Source organism: Ancylothrix sp. D3o (assembly GCF_025370775.1).
In the GTDB taxonomy this organism is placed as follows: domain Bacteria; phylum Cyanobacteriota; class Cyanobacteriia; order Cyanobacteriales; family Oscillatoriaceae; genus Ancylothrix.
In genome coordinates this window covers 1-16,444 of sequence record NZ_JAMXEX010000043.1, presented here as the reverse complement: position 1 = coordinate 16,444, position 16,444 = coordinate 1, and the positions used below count along the sequence as shown (strand labels likewise).

Annotated in this window: 19 protein-coding genes; 2 read left to right on the top strand and 17 right to left on the bottom strand. The window is 44.6% G+C overall.

Annotation, left to right across the window (positions count from 1 at the left end):
- Positions 1-70: 70 nt before the first annotated feature.
- Positions 71-649, bottom strand: coding sequence for a M23 family metallopeptidase (locus NG798_RS25475; RefSeq protein ID WP_261226530.1), 579 nt, complete (start codon positions 647-649; stop codon positions 71-73).
- A 56-nt stretch (positions 650-705) separates the two neighbouring features.
- Here NG798_RS25475 and NG798_RS25470 point away from each other — a divergent pair, with 56 nt between their 5' ends.
- Positions 706-1,221 carry a hypothetical protein gene (locus tag NG798_RS25470; protein ID WP_261226529.1) on the top strand — a complete coding sequence of 172 codons (516 nt, stop codon included), beginning with the start codon at positions 706-708 and terminating at the stop codon, positions 1,219-1,221.
- 290 nt (positions 1,222-1,511) lie between these two features.
- On the opposite strand, the gene NG798_RS25465 is transcribed toward NG798_RS25470, so the two are convergent.
- From NG798_RS25465 to NG798_RS25435, 7 genes are all read right to left on the bottom strand, one after another.
- Positions 1,512-1,922 carry a hypothetical protein gene (locus tag NG798_RS25465; protein ID WP_261226528.1) on the bottom strand — a complete coding sequence of 137 codons (411 nt, stop codon included), beginning with the start codon at positions 1,920-1,922 and terminating at the stop codon, positions 1,512-1,514.
- Between the two features lie 68 nt (positions 1,923-1,990).
- The gene (locus NG798_RS25460; protein ID WP_261226527.1) at positions 1,991-3,121 is read right to left on the bottom strand and encodes a hypothetical protein; all 1,131 of its coding nucleotides are present in this window, start codon (positions 3,119-3,121) and stop codon (positions 1,991-1,993) included.
- A gap of 150 nt (positions 3,122-3,271) precedes the next feature.
- Complete coding sequence (locus tag NG798_RS25455) at positions 3,272-5,113, bottom strand: hypothetical protein (RefSeq protein WP_261226526.1); 1,842 nt, start codon at positions 5,111-5,113, stop codon at positions 3,272-3,274.
- Between the two features lie 12 nt (positions 5,114-5,125).
- Positions 5,126-6,025 (bottom strand): hypothetical protein, encoded by a 900-nt coding sequence (locus tag NG798_RS25450; protein ID WP_261226525.1) that lies wholly within the window; start codon positions 6,023-6,025, stop codon positions 5,126-5,128.
- A gap of 10 nt (positions 6,026-6,035) precedes the next feature.
- The gene (locus NG798_RS25445) at positions 6,036-6,311 is read right to left on the bottom strand and encodes a hypothetical protein (protein WP_261226524.1); all 276 of its coding nucleotides are present in this window, start codon (positions 6,309-6,311) and stop codon (positions 6,036-6,038) included.
- Between the two features lie 10 nt (positions 6,312-6,321).
- Positions 6,322-6,636, bottom strand: coding sequence for a hypothetical protein (locus NG798_RS25440; RefSeq protein ID WP_261226523.1), 315 nt, complete (start codon positions 6,634-6,636; stop codon positions 6,322-6,324).
- A 2-nt stretch (positions 6,637-6,638) separates the two neighbouring features.
- Positions 6,639-6,824 carry a hypothetical protein gene (locus NG798_RS25435; protein WP_261226522.1) on the bottom strand — a complete coding sequence of 62 codons (186 nt, stop codon included), beginning with the start codon at positions 6,822-6,824 and terminating at the stop codon, positions 6,639-6,641.
- Positions 6,825-6,962: 138 nt separating this feature from the next.
- Between NG798_RS25435 and NG798_RS25430 the strand changes: the two genes are divergently transcribed.
- On the top strand, positions 6,963-7,115 hold the full coding sequence (locus NG798_RS25430) for a hypothetical protein (RefSeq protein ID WP_261226521.1): 153 nt from the start codon (positions 6,963-6,965) through the stop codon (positions 7,113-7,115).
- Positions 7,116-7,218: 103 nt separating this feature from the next.
- Here the strand turns inward: NG798_RS25430 and NG798_RS25425 are convergent, their stop codons facing one another.
- From NG798_RS25425 to NG798_RS25385, 9 genes are all read right to left on the bottom strand, one after another.
- Positions 7,219-7,920, bottom strand: coding sequence for a hypothetical protein (locus NG798_RS25425; RefSeq protein ID WP_261226520.1), 702 nt, complete (start codon positions 7,918-7,920; stop codon positions 7,219-7,221).
- Complete coding sequence (locus NG798_RS25420) at positions 7,835-8,323, bottom strand: hypothetical protein (RefSeq protein ID WP_261226519.1); 489 nt, start codon at positions 8,321-8,323, stop codon at positions 7,835-7,837. The genes NG798_RS25425 and NG798_RS25420 overlap by 86 nt, the downstream gene beginning before the upstream one ends.
- A gap of 480 nt (positions 8,324-8,803) precedes the next feature.
- Positions 8,804-9,157 carry a hypothetical protein gene (locus NG798_RS25415; RefSeq protein WP_261226518.1) on the bottom strand — a complete coding sequence of 118 codons (354 nt, stop codon included), beginning with the start codon at positions 9,155-9,157 and terminating at the stop codon, positions 8,804-8,806.
- 451 nt (positions 9,158-9,608) lie between these two features.
- Positions 9,609-9,740, bottom strand: coding sequence for a hypothetical protein (locus NG798_RS25410; RefSeq protein ID WP_261226517.1), 132 nt, complete (start codon positions 9,738-9,740; stop codon positions 9,609-9,611).
- Between the two features lie 456 nt (positions 9,741-10,196).
- Positions 10,197-10,502, bottom strand: coding sequence for a hypothetical protein (locus NG798_RS25405; RefSeq protein ID WP_261226516.1), 306 nt, complete (start codon positions 10,500-10,502; stop codon positions 10,197-10,199).
- Positions 10,503-11,009: 507 nt separating this feature from the next.
- The gene (locus NG798_RS25400; protein ID WP_261226515.1) at positions 11,010-14,453 is read right to left on the bottom strand and encodes a CHAT domain-containing tetratricopeptide repeat protein; all 3,444 of its coding nucleotides are present in this window, start codon (positions 14,451-14,453) and stop codon (positions 11,010-11,012) included.
- A 25-nt stretch (positions 14,454-14,478) separates the two neighbouring features.
- Positions 14,479-14,694: a hypothetical protein gene (locus NG798_RS25395; RefSeq protein WP_261226514.1), complete on the bottom strand. Its 216-nt coding sequence runs from the start codon at positions 14,692-14,694 to the stop codon at positions 14,479-14,481.
- A 205-nt stretch (positions 14,695-14,899) separates the two neighbouring features.
- Positions 14,900-15,499 carry a DUF6940 family protein gene (locus NG798_RS25390; protein WP_261226513.1) on the bottom strand — a complete coding sequence of 200 codons (600 nt, stop codon included), beginning with the start codon at positions 15,497-15,499 and terminating at the stop codon, positions 14,900-14,902.
- 79 nt (positions 15,500-15,578) lie between these two features.
- Positions 15,579-16,444: alpha/beta fold hydrolase (locus NG798_RS25385; protein WP_261226512.1), on the bottom strand; the 866-nt coding region annotated here is incomplete at its 5' end.

Genomic DNA, 16,444 nt, shown 5'->3' with positions numbered 1-16,444 from the left:
GTGGTTGCAGGATTTGTGGAGATTGCGAAGCTTAAAATTCCTAATGCACCCCAGGCAATAGTATTGGGTTTCATGGTTTGGGGAGAGCAATTGCTGTTTTCAGGTGTTCATGGACTTTCCAATCTAATTGGCCGGCCAGGTATCTTTCAAAGTGACCGTGTGGCCCTGAAGAACCAAGGAAAGTAGGGCCGATTAAACCAATAACACTTCCTTTTTCTACAAAATCACCAACTTTAAATGGCCGCACCGAATCACGGTTTAAGTGTACATACCGATAAACTTCATCTAAGTGGGCCGATTTAATTCCAATAATTCCACCAACAGGAGAATCGGGCTTGACCTCATTAACTGTTCCCCCTTCAATTGCCAGTACCGGAGTCCCTGGACTAGCTTTATAATCAACACCGGCGTGTTTTCTAGTGCAGCCCCCCAGAGGCCGGCAATCACCAGGGATACTACCGGCCACCGCCTCTTTTCCCGATACCCCAGCTAAGGGGAAAATGGGTGGGCCATTTGATGAAACTGGGATGGATTGTTTAGATTGTTTAACCGTTTGTTCTGGGTTGATGATGGAACGCAGTATTTGAGCCGGTGGTAAATTTTCTATCTTTTCCCAGGTTGGCACCGGCAACAGTTGCAATCCAACCAAACAGACAATCAGAATAGCTGCGTTTTTCTCGGCAGAGTTGATTTCAAGAACACTTGGTGGAGTCAGGGGAAGTGGAGGGGCTGCTGGTGGCGGTGGATATGAATGTGCCGGTGGATGTGGCGGTAGGTATGGGTGGGGGACTGCTGGTGGCGGTGATGTTGGGGGATAGTACGGCGGTGGCGGATATGGATATGGCGGTGGCGGATATTGCGGTGCCGGTGGCGGATATGGGTGAGGGACTGCTGGTGGTGGTGGCGCCGGTGGATATGGGTGAGGGACTGCTGGTGGTGGTGGCGCCGGTGGATATGGCGGAGATGCTGCATATTGTGATGCCAATGGTGGTGGTGGATATGGCGGTGCCGGTGGTGGTGGTGGTGGTGCCGAGGGTGGATATGTCGGTGGCGGTGGTGCTGGAGCCGGTGGATATTGATAATCCTGTTGGTAGTGGGGGTTTCGGGATGCTGGCATCGATGCTTGGTAATCTCCTGTGGCACTATCACTACACGGTGACTCTGGTATTTCGGTGGTGGGGGGTGCCAGTGGAGTACCCTCATAAGTTGTCTCCACAGTAAACTTGAGTTTCATTTCTCCTCCTTGCAAACGTCAATTGTTCTGCCAAAGAAATCTGATATTGCACACGCTGCTTTTGCATCTTTTCTCGGACTACCACCAGGTGAAGAATCACTATTGTTGGAGGGAGTAGAAGTTTGAATTTCACGAATACCATTTCTTACTGACTCCTCTCCCAAGTAAGTTAGTCGTCCTGGTTTCACTAAGTTCAAAATAAATGAAGTTATTGCAATGACGACTAACAGTTTCATTGTGGGGTTAAGGCAACCCCACCACCTTTTGACAGCTTCCATTATCTGAACCAAATTGAGGCCGGTGTAGGGGAATTAGTTTTTGTAGCTTTTGCTTGAGAAGAAGTTACCCCACGCCACCCGATCACAACAATTAGCCATAAGGTGAACACAAACCCAATAACGGCAAAGATTGTTTCTGCGCTAGAAAGTGGTTGTTTCACCAGTGCTTTAAACATCCCACCGGCATGAGACCTGAATAGCTTGGGATTCCGAGAACTGTAGTTGCTGAGGGGCTCTTTGACAACGACAGTTTTTGTCTCATAAACCGTCATATTCCCTTTACCATCTGGTTCATAGACAATCGTGACATTATTACTATCAGGGGCCGGCATTGTCCAAGTAGGATAAACTTCATCTTGACCAAAATTAGGGTTTTGGTTAGGGAAGTTCGGATTTCGTTGCGGTGCCATATTTTTCTCCGTTATTGGGGTGTGGTTTCAATTATTCAAAGTCGGTAAACTATTGAAGAGGAAGCTCTTTAATGGATAAATTGTTCTGGAGTAGATTCATCATTTAAGTCGTCTAACTCATCCTCCGACTCATCAAAGTTACCTGGTGTAATTGGTGAAGGTTTAGTGGGTTCTGTGGGAAATTTGACAACATTAGAGCCGGTGGGAAGCGACATATTGACGGGTATTTTATAATCTCTTACCCACGACAAATCTTCAGTGAATAGTCCAATGCTCGGTTCGCCAAAAGTGGTGAGGGCAATAGCATATCCGGTACGTTCGCTGATTGGCCTTAATTTGTTGAAACTGCTTGTAATTTGGCCTACATATTCGCTGGGGATGATATAGGTATTCTTCAAAGCATTAGTGATTGGGCTATAGCCTCCCTCTTTCCTACCGGCATCTGTATAGATTTTGCCAAGCGCACAGATTCCTAAACATCCGCGAATATTGGCATCATCACATCCGAGGGTTTGGACATTCAAGCTTTGGGTGGCCACACATAAACCAACACCTACCTCACGACCTAATGTAATAATTTCACCCATCTGGGCTTTGGCACTTTCCCAAGCTTCAGCTAACTCTTTCTTAGCTTTGTTTAAGGCGTTAGAAGTGGCAAAAAAATCATCCAACACTAACCAAACTTTAGGAAGATTCTTCCTTTGGTTCTCTGGTAATCCTAAGCGTTGATGCAAAATATCAGATACAGCATCCACTTGGGAAAAAAAGCCATCTAAAATCGGTTGGCGATTTCTATCACGGTAATTGCGCTTATAAACACCAGGAATAGCAGCCAGCCCTAGCCAATCATCCCCCTTCCAACCATTAATGAAAACTTGGACATTTTTTTTACTATGTTTTACAGTTTGCGCTAACCAAGCTAGTAGGAGGGGGCTTTTATCGACACCACATAATACCCAACTGAGAATATTATGTTTTAATTGCTCGGTTAGAATAATGGGTTGATCTGCTTCCCCTGTGGTTCCACCGGCAGCAACATAACTATATCCAGCATTGTCATCCACAAATGTGTGGTTAACCGGCCCCCATTTTGCTACACCGGCAGATTCATCCACAAATGTGTGATCCACTGACTGAGGATATACTTCCTCTTTGCCGATATTAGAATTAGGAACATTAGGATTACGTTGTGATGCCATATTTTTCTCCCGTGAATTGTGTAGTGTGAAAAAAGTTGTGGTTTCAATTAGAGGGGAGGAATGGGGAGGAGCTTTGTTGAAGGGCTGGCTAGTATATTGCTGGCCAAAAAGATTTGATAAACGCATAAATTCCTTGATGAAGTGGGGGATTTATTGGATGAACCTCGTATCTTCTGGTGTAGACAATTCATCCTCTAATTCCTCCAGCGGATCATCCTCTAATTCATCGTCTGGGATAGGTGAGGTTCTGTTGGTTTCTGCGGGAAATCTGACGACATTAGATCCGGTGGGAGGCGATACATTAACTGGGATTTTGTAATCTTTGACCCACGATAAATCTTCCGTAAACAGTCCTATAGCCGGTTCCCCAAAAGTGGTTAAGGCAATGGCATATCCAGTGCGCTCACTAAGCGGTCTTAATTTGTTGAAGCTGGTTGTAATTTGGTTGACATATTCGCTGGGGATAATATAGGTGTTCTTCCAGGCATTTGTGATTGGGCTGTACCCACCCTCTCTTCTGCCATTAGAATCTGTATAGATTTTCCCAAGGGCACAAATTCCTAGACAACCCCGAATATTGGCATCATCACATCCTAGACTTTGGACATTTAGACTTTGAGTAGCAACGCATAAACCCACTCCAACTTCCCGACCTAATGTAATTATTTCACCCATTTGTCCTTTGGCAGTTTCCCAAGCTTCCGCTAATTCTTTTCTGGCCCGGTTTAGAATGTTAGAGGTGGCAAAAAAGTCATCTAAAACTAACCAAACTTTAGGAAGATTATTCCTTTGATTTTCCGCTAGAGGAAGGCGTTGATGCAAAATGTTGGATACGGCATTTACTTGGGAAAAGAAGCCATCTAATACTGGTTGATTGCTCCTATCTCGGTAGTTACGTTTGTAAACACCAGGGATAGCAGTCAAACCTAGCCAATCATCCCCCTTCCAGCCGTTGATGAAAAATTGAACGTCTTTACTGTACTTTACAGTTTCAGCTAACCAAGCCCTCAATATTGTGGTTTTCCCGGCACCAGGGAGTCCCGATAATACCCAACTCAAAATATTATGTTTGAGTTGCTCGGTTAGAAGAATGGTATGTTCAGTTTCCCCTTTGGTTACACCGGCAGCGGCATAACTATATCCAGCAGTTTCATCCAGAAATGTGTGGTCAACCGGCCCCCGTTTTGTGGCACCGGCATCCACAGTAGAAAAGTTGTGATCAACCGGCCCCCGGCTTGTACCCTTATCCGCAGTAGAAAATGGTTGGTCAACCGGCCCCCTTTGGGATTGTTCGTGTACGGGTAGATTGTGAAAAGTTAGAGGTTCGTCCTCAATAGTGTTAGCTTGCGTGTCCCACAAATCTTCCTCAAATGGCGATGGTTCGTGGGAAAGTTGATAGTTTGGTTGTGGGTAGTTGCCTGGTTGCTCGTTGTTTGGGAAAGGGTAGCGTTGGTGATTTGGGTAGGCCGGTGATACTGGTTGTTGGTGGTTTTGGTAGGCCGGTTGTACTCGTTGAGATTGGTGATAGGTTTGTTGGGATTGGTGATAAGTGGGTTGAGATTGGCGATTGGAGCCGGCCGGTGGTACTGCTTGAGATGGGCGGTTTTGGTAGGCCGATGGTACTGTTTGAGATTGTCGGTTTTGATAAGCCAGTGGTACTGGTTGAGATTGGCGGTTTTGGTAGGCCGGTTGTGCTGAATGGGGTTGTTGATAGGCCGGTGGACTGCGGTATTGTGATTGCTGGTCTGGCTGTTGGCTCTCTTGTGGATCGTCGGCTTTCACCCATCCAAAATATAATTCGCCCAACCCTTTGAGAGTGATAAATACACCGGCACCGGCAATTAAACCAGCGAAAGGGATACTCGTCTTCTGAGGAAGGTCTTGTTTGGTTTTGGTTGGGTCTATTATCTGTTTTTCTTGGGGGAGCATGGCACAAATAATTAAAATTGTCCCCAAGATTATTTGCACCCCCGATGTTACAACTTTGTTCATTTTGCACCCTCCTTATTTTTGAGGTTTCTTCAAGGCTTGTTCCTTACGGAAATCCTCTAATTGTTTCGCTGTCCAGTTGTTAATTTGTTTCAGTCGCGTTGCTGCATCTACTCGGTTCTCAGAAGCTAATCTCGTTGTACGGGCTGCTGCTAGATCGCCCTGTAAAGTTTCCAGTTCAGCTAACCCAAGCTCAAAATCATACGCGGTTTCGTAATTGGCTTGGTTATTCCCCATTAACCAACCTAATGCCGTGAACATCGCTAATTCTGGATAAGCCGGTGTTTCCGCACTACTGGGATTTAGTTTTTTATCTTTGGTCAGTTTGAGTGGTTTATCCAGACTAACGAGGGCAAACTTTTCACCGGCAGCAATCCGCCAGATTAACGGTTGAATTGCTTCTGCTTGTCTTTGGTAAAGACAGGTGGTAATTGTTTGGTTAGAAGCGTTACAAATATCACCAGACTTACTTAGCCGGTCTTTCGCTGTTGAGCGTTCTTTGGAACTAATATTCAACCATAGCTTTTGCAGTTCCCCCACTGAATTACTGCTCGTTACATTTGGTTTAAAGTCAGTGACAACCAAGCTTTCTAGTAAGGCTTTATTAGCATCCAATTCCCCAATTAGTTCGGGTGAACCTTCGGCAATTGTTTGGTTTGGCGTACCCATTAAGAGAACACCGGCAGTGCTAAGAGCAGCAAATACAGAGAAGCAACACATCAAGAAGATTAGTAGCTTTTGGCGCTGCGTTTCCTCTTTCCGTTTGTTTGTCCTGTCTCCTAATGATGTTGGTTCATTATCCGTTTGATGAGTCTTTGCAAAGAAAATCGTAGGCTCGTTTTGAGGTTGCTGTTTACCCAATGGGTGATCGCGTGGCGGATCGTGAATAAATCCTGCTGCATTTAGGTCGTACATTTTACCCTCTTCAATTCCTGATTTTCACACTAGCCCACACTCGTTCTACTGAATTAGGAGGTACCGACTTTTCTTCTGCACCCCACTCTAAAAAGAAGGGTGATAAAAGAATTGCTCCCAGGGTAAATGACATGAAAATTAAGGTGGGATTAACCATAAGAGTGGCGGCTCCTATCACCCCTCCAATGTTCATTGCACCAACAGTAGCCAGTCCTGGTATTGAAACTAGATATCCCATCATGGCGCCGGTGGCAACAGACATAGCTTTATCTAATAATCCAAACATGATTTTCTCCTTATTTGTTGTAATGAATCGGTTGGGTTTGGTTAAGTTTGAGGCCGGTGTTTAATCCGAGTAGGAAGAAACTAATGCACGCAATACTGACAAGGGTTCCACCGGCAATCACCATTAACCAGGGAGTGCGTGTTTTGGCAACGAATGTGACTGTACTGTGGGAGGTAGCTGTAGATTGATTGGTAGAGGAATTGCTGATAATTTCTTCTGCTTCGATTTCTACAATATCCGCTGGGGAGGTATCGAAGAACTGGAAGGCTTGGTTTTCCCCTAACTTGAAAGAATCAAGCTCTGATTGAGGTTGGTAGGGTGACATGATTATGGTTGAGTTTGAAGATTATGTTTGTCTTTGAGGAAGGCCACGAACCCTTCAATTAACGTACCAATCACTTCGTAATCTAAATTGTTGGGGACGGCCTCATTATCTTGGGTTGCCAACTTTTCCACATACCATTGGGCCGTTGGTATTATGCCGCTTTGATATTGTTTAAGAATTTCTCCCACAAATTCATCACCGGCCTGGCTGTTATTAATGAGTTCTCGGATGTGGCTGACAATCTGTTTTGAGAGAGTAAACCTCAGCCGATAGTTTTTTGGTTTGGTCAGTCGTCATAATCTTGTCTCCACATAATCTTGTTGAGGATGAAAGTTAATACAGCGGCCAATGGAATACCGATGAGGATGCCACCGGCAGCAATTGAGATCGATGGGGTAGGATTGGGGAAAACGAGAGGGCCGGTGGTTCCACCCACCATCATTGAAATTGCTGTGCTGCCGGTGGTAAGAAGGCCATGAGTTTGTGCCTTCTTATAAAGCTCCTCTTCAGTTAGTTCGAGTTCTTGTTGTAGAAATCGGTTTTCTCTGTTAGCTTCGTCTTGAATTTCGATTAACCGACTTTCTACAAGTTCATAAAATTCTGTGCGTAATCGTCTGGTAAATTCGTGGGCGAGCCGCTGATTTGTTTGACTGAACTCGGAGAGGAGCCGGTGATTAACCGCCGTCCAAATGCTCTCGGAGTTTCTGTTATCGCTGTCTGGATAATGTTCCCCAGATATTCCATATCTTCTGCTGCCAATACGGCGAGTTCCCTTTTTTTTTCGTCGTCACCCTCTTCTATCTCAATATCTAACCGGCCTTCTTGGGCTGCTTCTGCTTCTGCCAACCACATCCGATAAGTTTCACCCAGCAAATAGATGCCGGTGCCCCGTTCTCTCTTCAACTTCTCATAGAGCAGATGCAGCCGGCTTCCCTCTACTAACTCAGCCGGTTTTACACCATACGTCTCCTCAAAGTGTTTATCTAAAGTGAATTTGTCTGTTGTGGGGGCTTGTGGTTTGGTGGATACTTGGGGGCCGGTGTAACTATCGACCATCAATTGAGCAATGTCTACCAGCGTGTAATTGTTCCCCTCAGCATTTGCTTTTAACAGTTGTTCTTGTAGGGATGTGAATACACTGGCTACATCAATTGCCTTTCCAAAAACCCTGGAACTGCCATCAATATTACCCTTACTATCAACTTGCAGGCCAAGCACTGTACACGCTTGTTCTACCTGTAGTTTGTCCGTTTTTAGCTGCGTTGCTATTTCTACGATTCTCATTCTCTTGCTCCTTCAAGTGGTCTAGTAAATATTTGAGGGCTTGTTGATGGCCCGAATGTGTGATTTCTGGCAAGATAGCGGTTAACGCTGCTCTTAAATCGCCTCCCCCTGTTCTCTCTTTGAACACTACTTCAAAGGATCTTGCATGGCCGGCATCCACCACCTTTGTTCGGTATTTGTTGTAGGAGTACGAGAAAACCTGAATTCCTACCCACGCATAGATAATCGTCAACACATCTACGCATGAGAATGGTTCGTTAGCTCTGCCGTAATCTTCGATTGGTAGTTGGCATTCTTTTACCCATTTTCTTAAGGTGGGGTAGGAAATATCCAATAAATTGCAAAGCTGGCTTCTACTGAATCCCCCATATTTGTACAAAATTGCTCTGGGTATTTTAGGCATTCATCCTATTAGTTCCTCCCCGTAAAAAATTTAATACTGAACCTGCCCTTTCAATTGGCATTTCCTTAGCTTTCGGTTGGCTTTCGGTTGGCTTTCGCTAAATACTTGGCTCAGTTTTACTAAAAGCGAACCCAACTTTCTCAGAAAGCTAGTTGGCTGTCGTAGAAACCCAGATTGGTTTCGGATCAGAACCGCAGTTTCAGTGGTGATATTTATTAAAACTCCCCAAACTTAAGTTGACAAGGGGTTCTCACGTTTTTTGAGAGCGATTTTCTTTACCTAAATACCATTTATTTTTCTTAATCTGTAGAACCCTTTATCCGAAATTTGTCAAGAGGTTTTCTCGTTTTTTGAGAGCATCTTATTTTCAGAGGGGAGTATTAAACAATCTTGAATTTTGTCAAGCCCTTTTCTCATTTTTTGGGAGGACTTTAGCAGGCTGTCGGTGTCGTCGTCCAGTAGAGTCGGCCACAGCAGAATTCAGAAAGTTTGAATGCGGTAGCGTAGTTTGATTCCCAAACCCCAGAGGATTGAGTAGATAATGTCAGCAAAACCGGCCACCATTCTTAATTTGTCTGGTACGCTGCCTTGTGTCTCGGCTTCCCAGTACCAATGAGCTTTGGCGGTGTTGTAGTTTATGGCAATCCCAAATATGACATACCAACGAATGAATTCACACAGGCAAGCAGTTCGGTATTGGGGATTGTATTCGTTGATCCCATATAAGCGGGGAATCCACTTCCGGCAAAAGCTATCAACAAATTGTTTGTTCCGTACTTTATAGTGTTCATCTTTTTTCGGTATTTCAGTGATTTCTAAGGGAATGTGTTTCATTAGGAAGCTTCCTATTTGTTCCCCAAGCTGGCTACTAGCGGGGTTCTGGTTTGTACTCCTTATAATCTGGCTTGCCTGTTGATTAGGCTTGATTCTATTGAGCCACTGTCTTTCATCCATATTTTTTTCCTCCGCCACTACTGAAGAATAGTTTCATTAAACCAAATCTCCGCCAATTCGTGGAGTAAAAAATATTTAGTGGCTCCCCAATATTCCAGCGTGGAGTAAAATTATAAAATTTTTCAGGGTAACTGAGAAAATAACGATGATGCTAAATTCTGGGATATCTCGAAATTTTCTCTAAAGCCACTGGCAAAAATTATGTTTTACACCGGCACCGACACTGGCTAAATTTCCGAGTCGGTGGCGGAGGATGCCAGATTCAACTATTGAACGGTGGCATCGGTCTGTCTAAAATATCCGACTATTTATAAGGTGGCACCGGCCTCTTTTAAATATCCGGCCTTTCCAGGGGAGCACCGGCCTCTTTAAAATATCCCGCCATTGAACACCGGCCTGTTTCAAATATCCGATCATTCAATATCGGCATCGGCCTATCTAAAACATCCGAAGATTTCAACATCGGCACCGGCCTGTCTAAAAACTCAACTATTGAATAGTGGTACCGGCGTCTTTAAAAGATCCAATTATTTAACGGTGGCACCGGCGTCTTTAAAAGATCCAATTATTCAACGGTGGCATCGGCCTCTTAAAAACATCCGGTCTTTCCTGGGGAGAACCGGCCTGTTTTAAATATCCAATTATTGAACACCGGCACCAGTTTGTCTAAAACATCCAACAATTAAACACCGGCATCAGTTTGTCTAAAATATCCAACGATTTCAACACCGGCACCGACCTATTTTTAATATCCAATTATTCAACACCGGCACCGGCCTGTTTTAAATATCAGACCATTCAACATCAGCAGCGGCCTGTCAAAAATATTATGGTTTAATTTTTCTGTGTCCCAACTCCCGACGACTCCCCCTTATTCCTTGTGTGGATATTATTTTTTCTGGTTTCCTAAAACAGCAAATCAACTATGGTTATTCATCGGCAACACAAAACGGACATTCTTATGATTAGTGGTACGCGATTGCCACTCTTCGTCTCGAAGAGTGGTTAATGGCCGGTGGTCGGTGGGACTGTACTCAATGCTGGTGGGTTGATGAGTCGGTGGAATATCTTTACTACCTGATAGCCGGTGGTTTGACGAACTAATTGGATGCCGATTGTCACAGATGGATCGGGGGGGTAGTCGGGTGGATTCAGAGGCCGGTTGAACCAAGGGGCCGGTTAAACCGAGGGGAAGCCCGTTGGATTGAGGGGTTGGTATTGTCATCTTTGGGGGCCGGTTGGATCTCCGAATCCCTGCCGATTCCCCCCACTTAGTTTGAGCAATTTGTCACAGATTCCGTTACTGGATAAGTACCAAAAGCCTTGTCTGTGACGTCTGAATCTCAGGGGTGGTGTTGCTTGAGTAGGGGGCCGGTGGTTATGTGGTTGTTAATCGGTTGGTTGATGGGCTGAATCTCTCGGATGCCGGTTGAATAGAGGGGCCGGTGGTTCACAGATTGAGACCTGGTGGCCGGAGGCCGGTGGCTAATACTCTCGTTTATGTTGCGGCTGCTGGTTTGTAGCCGGTGGCTGATGGTACTGGTTAATGGCCGGTGGACAGAGGCATTTTCCGTCTCAAGTCTGTACGAGAGCGGAACGTTTGTACGAGCCTGAGCCTACTATTTCTTCATAAAACTTTACGTTTGTCCTATTGTACAGAAACCTCGGCTTTACCTATACCCATGAATCCCATATAAGCAATAGTCAAAGATCAATGGTCTTCATTTGTCGCTCATTGCCAATCACCTTGAATAGTAAATGCTGCCCAGTAGTAAGGAGAACGCCATTGTCCCGAATTCCACATTTCCAATTGTGCCTCCCGCAATGCTGTTACCGGATTTTGCTTTTCTTGCAATATTTTATGGTAAAATTTCACCATTAATTCTGAAGTCGCCACGTCATTGACACTCCATAAACTAACAACTACCCGTTTAGCACCGGCATACATAAATCCTCTTGTCAAACCAACTAAACCTTCACCTTTAACATTTTCTCCCAGGCCGGTTTCGCACGCGCTGAGTACCACCAATTCGGCAGGTAAATTGAGGTTAAAAATATCGTGCAGGCGCAAGAAACCATCAAGAGATTTTCCTTGCCGGTCAAATAGAGATAGCACAATGCCCGATAATTCAGGATTGACTGGATCTACTAAGCCATGAGTTGCCAAGTGGACGATCTGATATTGAGCCAAGTTGGGGTCAGTAGCCTTGGCCAAAGAAGCATCAAAATCCAAAGCTTCCAGCCGTTCCGTGTTGGGAACCAGGGTGAGGATTTTCTGGGCTTCAATGCGAGTATTTGGCAAACGGTCAAATACTGTAGCGCTATCACCTAAACCCAGGTTACGGCTGGCGCGAGTCTGAGCCAAGTTGTTGAGTGTTTCAGGGGTTGGTTGGGTGGCAATGTTAGAGAGGCGAGGGTCATTAGCAGTGAAGATAGGGTCAGCAAGTACGGCAATGGTTTTAGCAGCAGCGGGCCGGTTTTGCAATTGTTGGCGTTGAATAGCAACTGTTGAAGCAGAAGGAAGAGTGATGATTTCGTTTTGTACTAAAAGCGGAGTTGTGGAAGAGTTTGGTAGCGGTAGTGCGGCAAACGGTACGGATTGCAATACCCCATCCCCGACAATCAATAACCGCTTATTAGCGATTTGAGATGCAACGGGAGCGAGAATTATCTGACTCAGCGGAAGCCCGCTTTCGAGTTTTGCTGCACTTGAAGTGAGAGATTGACGGAAAGCTTGGGCAGCAGTTTCAATTTCACTGCGAGGGGGAAGAACATAACTGGTAATGCTGTTTTTGCTTATTAACCATAGGAAGCTGCGGTCTTCGCCCAAGGCATATTCTAAAAGTAGAGTATCGTCATCAAGTACCTGCTGTTGAATTTCTTGTAAGTTTAGAGGTTGGGGATATTTGAGGTCAGCGTAGCGAGGACTTGAGGTACGAATTTCAGCTTTGAGTTGGTCGAGTTGAGTCAGCACAGAATTGATTTGTTGTTGAATTTCATCAAGTTGTTGTTGGGTATGTTGGTTGCTCAGGAGTTGATATTTTTGGTAATCAAAGGTGTTGAGTTGTTGTTGCAAAATTTGTTCTTGTTCTAATAGTTTAGGATCAACGCCTTGTCGGATATCTGCACTGGCTTCGGTGAGGAGTTCTAAGAGACTGCGAGCGCGGGCACGTTCGCTGGCGTGGAAGGCATGAGCATCGTAACCTTGGGAGGGGTTTTGTTGATGCAATTGCATTAAGACGTCGATGTAGAACTGGTAATAATTTTGGACGGCGGCGAAGTAGGAAGCCCGGAGTTCTTGAGAGCCTATTTTTGTGCGTAGATCTTCAATAATAGTGATAGTAGATTCAATTTGGGTGAGTGCAGTATTGAGATTACCTCTATCACGTTCCAAGTAAGCGAGATTATAAAGTGTATTCGCTTCCCCCTCTCTATCTCCCACTGCCCGTCTTAAGGGTAATGCTTGGTTGTAAAATTCTAAGGCTTTCTGCTTTTGTCCTAATGAGTCATAGACATTGCCAAAATTATTGAGAATAGTGGCTTCCATCAGTCTATCCCCCGCTGCCCGTAGTAGGGGCAAAGCTTGGTTATAGAACTCTAAAGCTTTCTGCTTTTCTCCGAGGAAGTCGTAAAGTGCACCTATATTATTGAGAGTAGTGGCTTCCCCACGTCTATCCCCCACCCCCTGTCTTAGGGGTAAAGCTTGGTTATAGAATTCCAAGGCTTTCTGCTTTTCTCTGAGGGAGTCGTAAAGTGCGCCTATATTATTGAGAGTAGTGGCTTCCCCACGTTTATCCCCGACCGCCCGTAATAGTGGCAAAGCTTGGTTGTAGTATTCTAAGGCTTTCTGCTTCTCTCCTAATGAGTAGTAGAGATAGCCAAGATTATTGAGAGTAGTAGCTTCCCCACGTCTATCGCCCACTGCCTGTAATAGGGGTAAAGCTTGGTTATAGAATTCCAAAGCCTTCTGCTTTTCTCCAAGGGAGTTGTAGAGATTGCCAAGATTGTTGAGAGTAGTGGCTTCCCCACGTCTATCTCCCAGCGCTCGTCTTATGGGCAATGCTTGGTTGTAGTATTCTAAAGCTTTCGGTTTTTCTCCCCATGAATCATAAACAAGACCAATACCAGTGAGAGTAATGGCTTCTCCACGTCTATCCCCCACCACCCGTAATACTGGCAAAGCTTGGTTGTAGAATTCCAAAGCCTTCTGCTTTTCTCCCAATGAGTCATAGACTTGGGCAATACCAGTGAGAGTTGTGGCTTCTACACCTCTATCCCCCACCACCCGTAATACTGGCAAAGCTTGATTATAGAATTCCAAGGCTTTCTGCTTTTCTCCGAGGGAGTCGTAGATTTGGGCAATACCAGTGAGAGTAGTGGCTTCTCCACGTCTATCGCCTACTGCCCGAAATAGAGCCAATGCTTGGTTGCAGAATTCCAAAGCTCTCTGCTTTTCTCCCAATGAGTCATAGAGATTACCAAGATTATTGAGGGTAGTAGCTTCTCCACGTCTATCCCCTAATGCCCGAAATAGAGGCAAAGCTTGGTTGTAGAATTCCAATGCCTCCTGCTTTTCTCCCAATAAGTTGTAGAGGTTGCCAAGATTATTGAGGGTAGTAGCTTCTCCACGTTTATCTCCGACCGCCCTTCTTAGGGGTAAAGCTTGGTTATAGAATTCCAAAGCTTTCTGCTTTTCTCCCAATGAATCATAGGCGAGGCCAATATTATTGAGAGTAGTAGCTTCCATACTTCTATCTCCTACTGCCCGAAATAGAGGTAAAGCTTGGTTGTAGAATTCCAAGGCTTTATGCCTTTCTCCGAAGGAGTTGTAGATATAGCCGATGGAAACAAGAGATACGGCTTCTAAGCGTTTGTCGCCCGCTTGGCGATAGAGTCTAGCAGCTTCTTCAAATTTAGGAATTGCCTGCCTCAGTGATTCTGCTGTTCCTTGTTGAAGTAATTGGAATCCCTCCTGAAAAACTTGTTTAGCAGTGTTAGAATCAATCGGCCCCTGAGAAATCAAAACTCCACCAAAACTCTCTTCAACAACCGGCCTTAATAATTTAGGTGTGGCCATCGCCGGCTCTGCTAGAAACACTATAACCATCGTCCCTGACAGCGAAACTTTTTTAGCTAACTCTAAAACCCTTTTTTTAGTATTTTTTGCGTTATCCATCACTACCTTCACTTAACTTCTATAATTACAAAAGCTGGAAACTTAAGAAAATCAATAAAATAAGTAATAAAACTGGATAGCCATTCTCTACTTTAACTTGAGAGCGAGGCACTTGCTTAAATCTTTCACTAATTTGTGACAAAACCTTTAAAAAATCGTGTGGATTAGCCAATGGCTGATGATCCTGGGATTGCTCCCTAGTGGGCAAGGATTCTGTGCTTGGCCACTGGATGCCGGTCATTCTCGAATTTTCCCCTGTGGCCGATGACCAATGGTGCTGCGATTATTCCTCAGTAGTCAGTGTTGATACGACCGTTTTTGGCGCTGGTTGATGGCCAACTGTTGATGGTATTGCTTAACTCTTACTGAGGAAACACACTGATTAAGTTAATAATATAAAGCTGATTTATCGTCATCTATATTTATTAAAATTATCTTTTTGTAACTTAAATAACTCTACTCGGTGGCATTTTATATGGTAAATAATGATAATATTTCGGTCGAGAATCTAGCCGGATATGCAGCCACGCAACACCTGCACCGGCGGTGTTGAGCCATATAGGTTCTGCCGATAAACGATCTACCATCGCCTGTCCTACAGTTTTCCAAAGTGAATGCCGCTGCTGTTCTGGGGCATTTCTAAGGAATTCGGCGATGTGTCCGTAAGCAGAATCTCTGTTAATCGGGCATGGCACAACCATAATCGCATCCTTTCCAAGGTTAGGAAACACGGCTATATCATCAACTGCATGAGACTGGAAGTAGTTGGAAAACGTACCAACATCCGGCATCTGTAATAATTCCGGGCTATCAATAATAACAAACTCAAATTTACGCTCAATTGATGCGATTGTAACTGGAGGTGTTTCCCATCGAAAAGCACTGAATGGCACAGATAATAATTCTTCACTAAAGTAGTGGCGAAAGCCAGCAGAATCACAAAACAGTCTTAATACATCTGAAAAACGAAGCTGTGAACCGACTTCAGTAATGATAAACTTAATTGTTCGTTTATTCGCGGACAGTTCAGCGTTTGTTTTCCACATAAAATTGTTAAACTATCCAGTAATATTATGGTACGGTTTAATTGCTAGTGATAAGATGCAATTATTTATGAAGAGTATTTTATGCAATTAATAGATGAGATTTGAGTTTTGATAAAATTTCCTCAGATTTTGTCCAGAGAATAGAGCCACCTTCGTTCGGCTCAAAAATACGTTTTGCCAAAGATAATCGGTTTACCAAGGTTGCACCAAAATCAGGAGAGTGAACTGTACTGGTATCCAAGCCCCCGTACCAGAGGTCTACAGGAATGCTAATTTCTTCTAGCTTTATATGCCAAGGACTAAGCGCGTTAACAAGATCCCGTGCGTATCCTCGTGCGCCTTGTAAAAAACCGTCTTCCAAGGCTTTCCTAAAAGCTTGGCTAAATGGCTCACTTTCATATACTAGGCGATCTTGTGGAGCACTCATGCCTATAATTAATTGCCATAACCCTTCTGCTGTAGCAATTTGGGAAAAGTGCTGCTCAAATCCTGTGGCATCTTGGCCAATAGCAGCAATCATGCCTTTTACATCTGGATGTACTAAGGGTAAAACATCTGGATGAGTAAGATCGTCCTGGCCCGACACAATTGCCAGCGCTTCTATCAAATTCTGTGCGGCCAAAGCAAAAGCAAACGGCGCTCCTTGAGAAAAAGCAACAGCTAGAACATTCTGGAGTTTCTGAGACCCAATAAACTCTCTCATATCCTCCACCCAAGAAGACAAAGTTTTGTTTGGGTAGGGGTCTGATAAACCCAAGCCAGGCCGGTCAATTGCAATCAACCTAAGATCAAGGGTGGGAAGCTCGTTCACCCCAAAACCCAACCAACTGCTCATGGCCGCCCCAGTGCAAAACAACACCGGAATACCATCCACCGGCCCCCATTCCGACCAAGCTAATCTACGACCATCAGGCAGTTGCATGGTTCTTTGTCTTTCTGGTGGTC

Bases quoted from the DNA above. Each gene is read 5' to 3' on its own strand.
- NG798_RS25465 (WP_261226528.1), bottom strand. From the start codon at position 1,922: ATGGCACCGCAACGAAATCCGAACTTCCCTAACCAAAACCCTAATTTT.
- NG798_RS25460 (WP_261226527.1), bottom strand. From the start codon at position 3,121: ATGGCATCACAACGTAATCCTAATGTTCCTAATTCTAATATCGGCAAA.
- NG798_RS25455 (WP_261226526.1), bottom strand. From the start codon at position 5,113: ATGAACAAAGTTGTAACATCGGGGGTGCAAATAATCTTGGGGACAATT.
- NG798_RS25450 (WP_261226525.1), bottom strand. From the start codon at position 6,025: ATGTACGACCTAAATGCAGCAGGATTTATTCACGATCCGCCACGCGAT.
- NG798_RS25445 (WP_261226524.1), bottom strand. From the start codon at position 6,311: ATGTTTGGATTATTAGATAAAGCTATGTCTGTTGCCACCGGCGCCATG.
- NG798_RS25440 (WP_261226523.1), bottom strand. From the start codon at position 6,636: ATGTCACCCTACCAACCTCAATCAGAGCTTGATTCTTTCAAGTTAGGG.
- NG798_RS25430 (WP_261226521.1), top strand. From the start codon at position 6,963: ATGAAAGTTAATACAGCGGCCAATGGAATACCGATGAGGATGCCACCG.
- NG798_RS25425 (WP_261226520.1), bottom strand. From the start codon at position 7,920: ATGAGAATCGTAGAAATAGCAACGCAGCTAAAAACGGACAAACTACAG.
- NG798_RS25420 (WP_261226519.1), bottom strand. From the start codon at position 8,323: ATGCCTAAAATACCCAGAGCAATTTTGTACAAATATGGGGGATTCAGT.
- NG798_RS25415 (WP_261226518.1), bottom strand. From the start codon at position 9,157: ATGAAACACATTCCCTTAGAAATCACTGAAATACCGAAAAAAGATGAA.
- NG798_RS25410 (WP_261226517.1), bottom strand. From the start codon at position 9,740: ATGTTGAAATCTTCGGATGTTTTAGATAGGCCGATGCCGATATTGAAT.
- NG798_RS25405 (WP_261226516.1), bottom strand. From the start codon at position 10,502: ATGACAATACCAACCCCTCAATCCAACGGGCTTCCCCTCGGTTTAACC.
- NG798_RS25400 (WP_261226515.1), bottom strand. From the start codon at position 14,453: ATGGATAACGCAAAAAATACTAAAAAAAGGGTTTTAGAGTTAGCTAAA.
- NG798_RS25395 (WP_261226514.1), bottom strand. From the start codon at position 14,694: ATGACCGGCATCCAGTGGCCAAGCACAGAATCCTTGCCCACTAGGGAG.
- NG798_RS25390 (WP_261226513.1), bottom strand. From the start codon at position 15,499: ATGTGGAAAACAAACGCTGAACTGTCCGCGAATAAACGAACAATTAAG.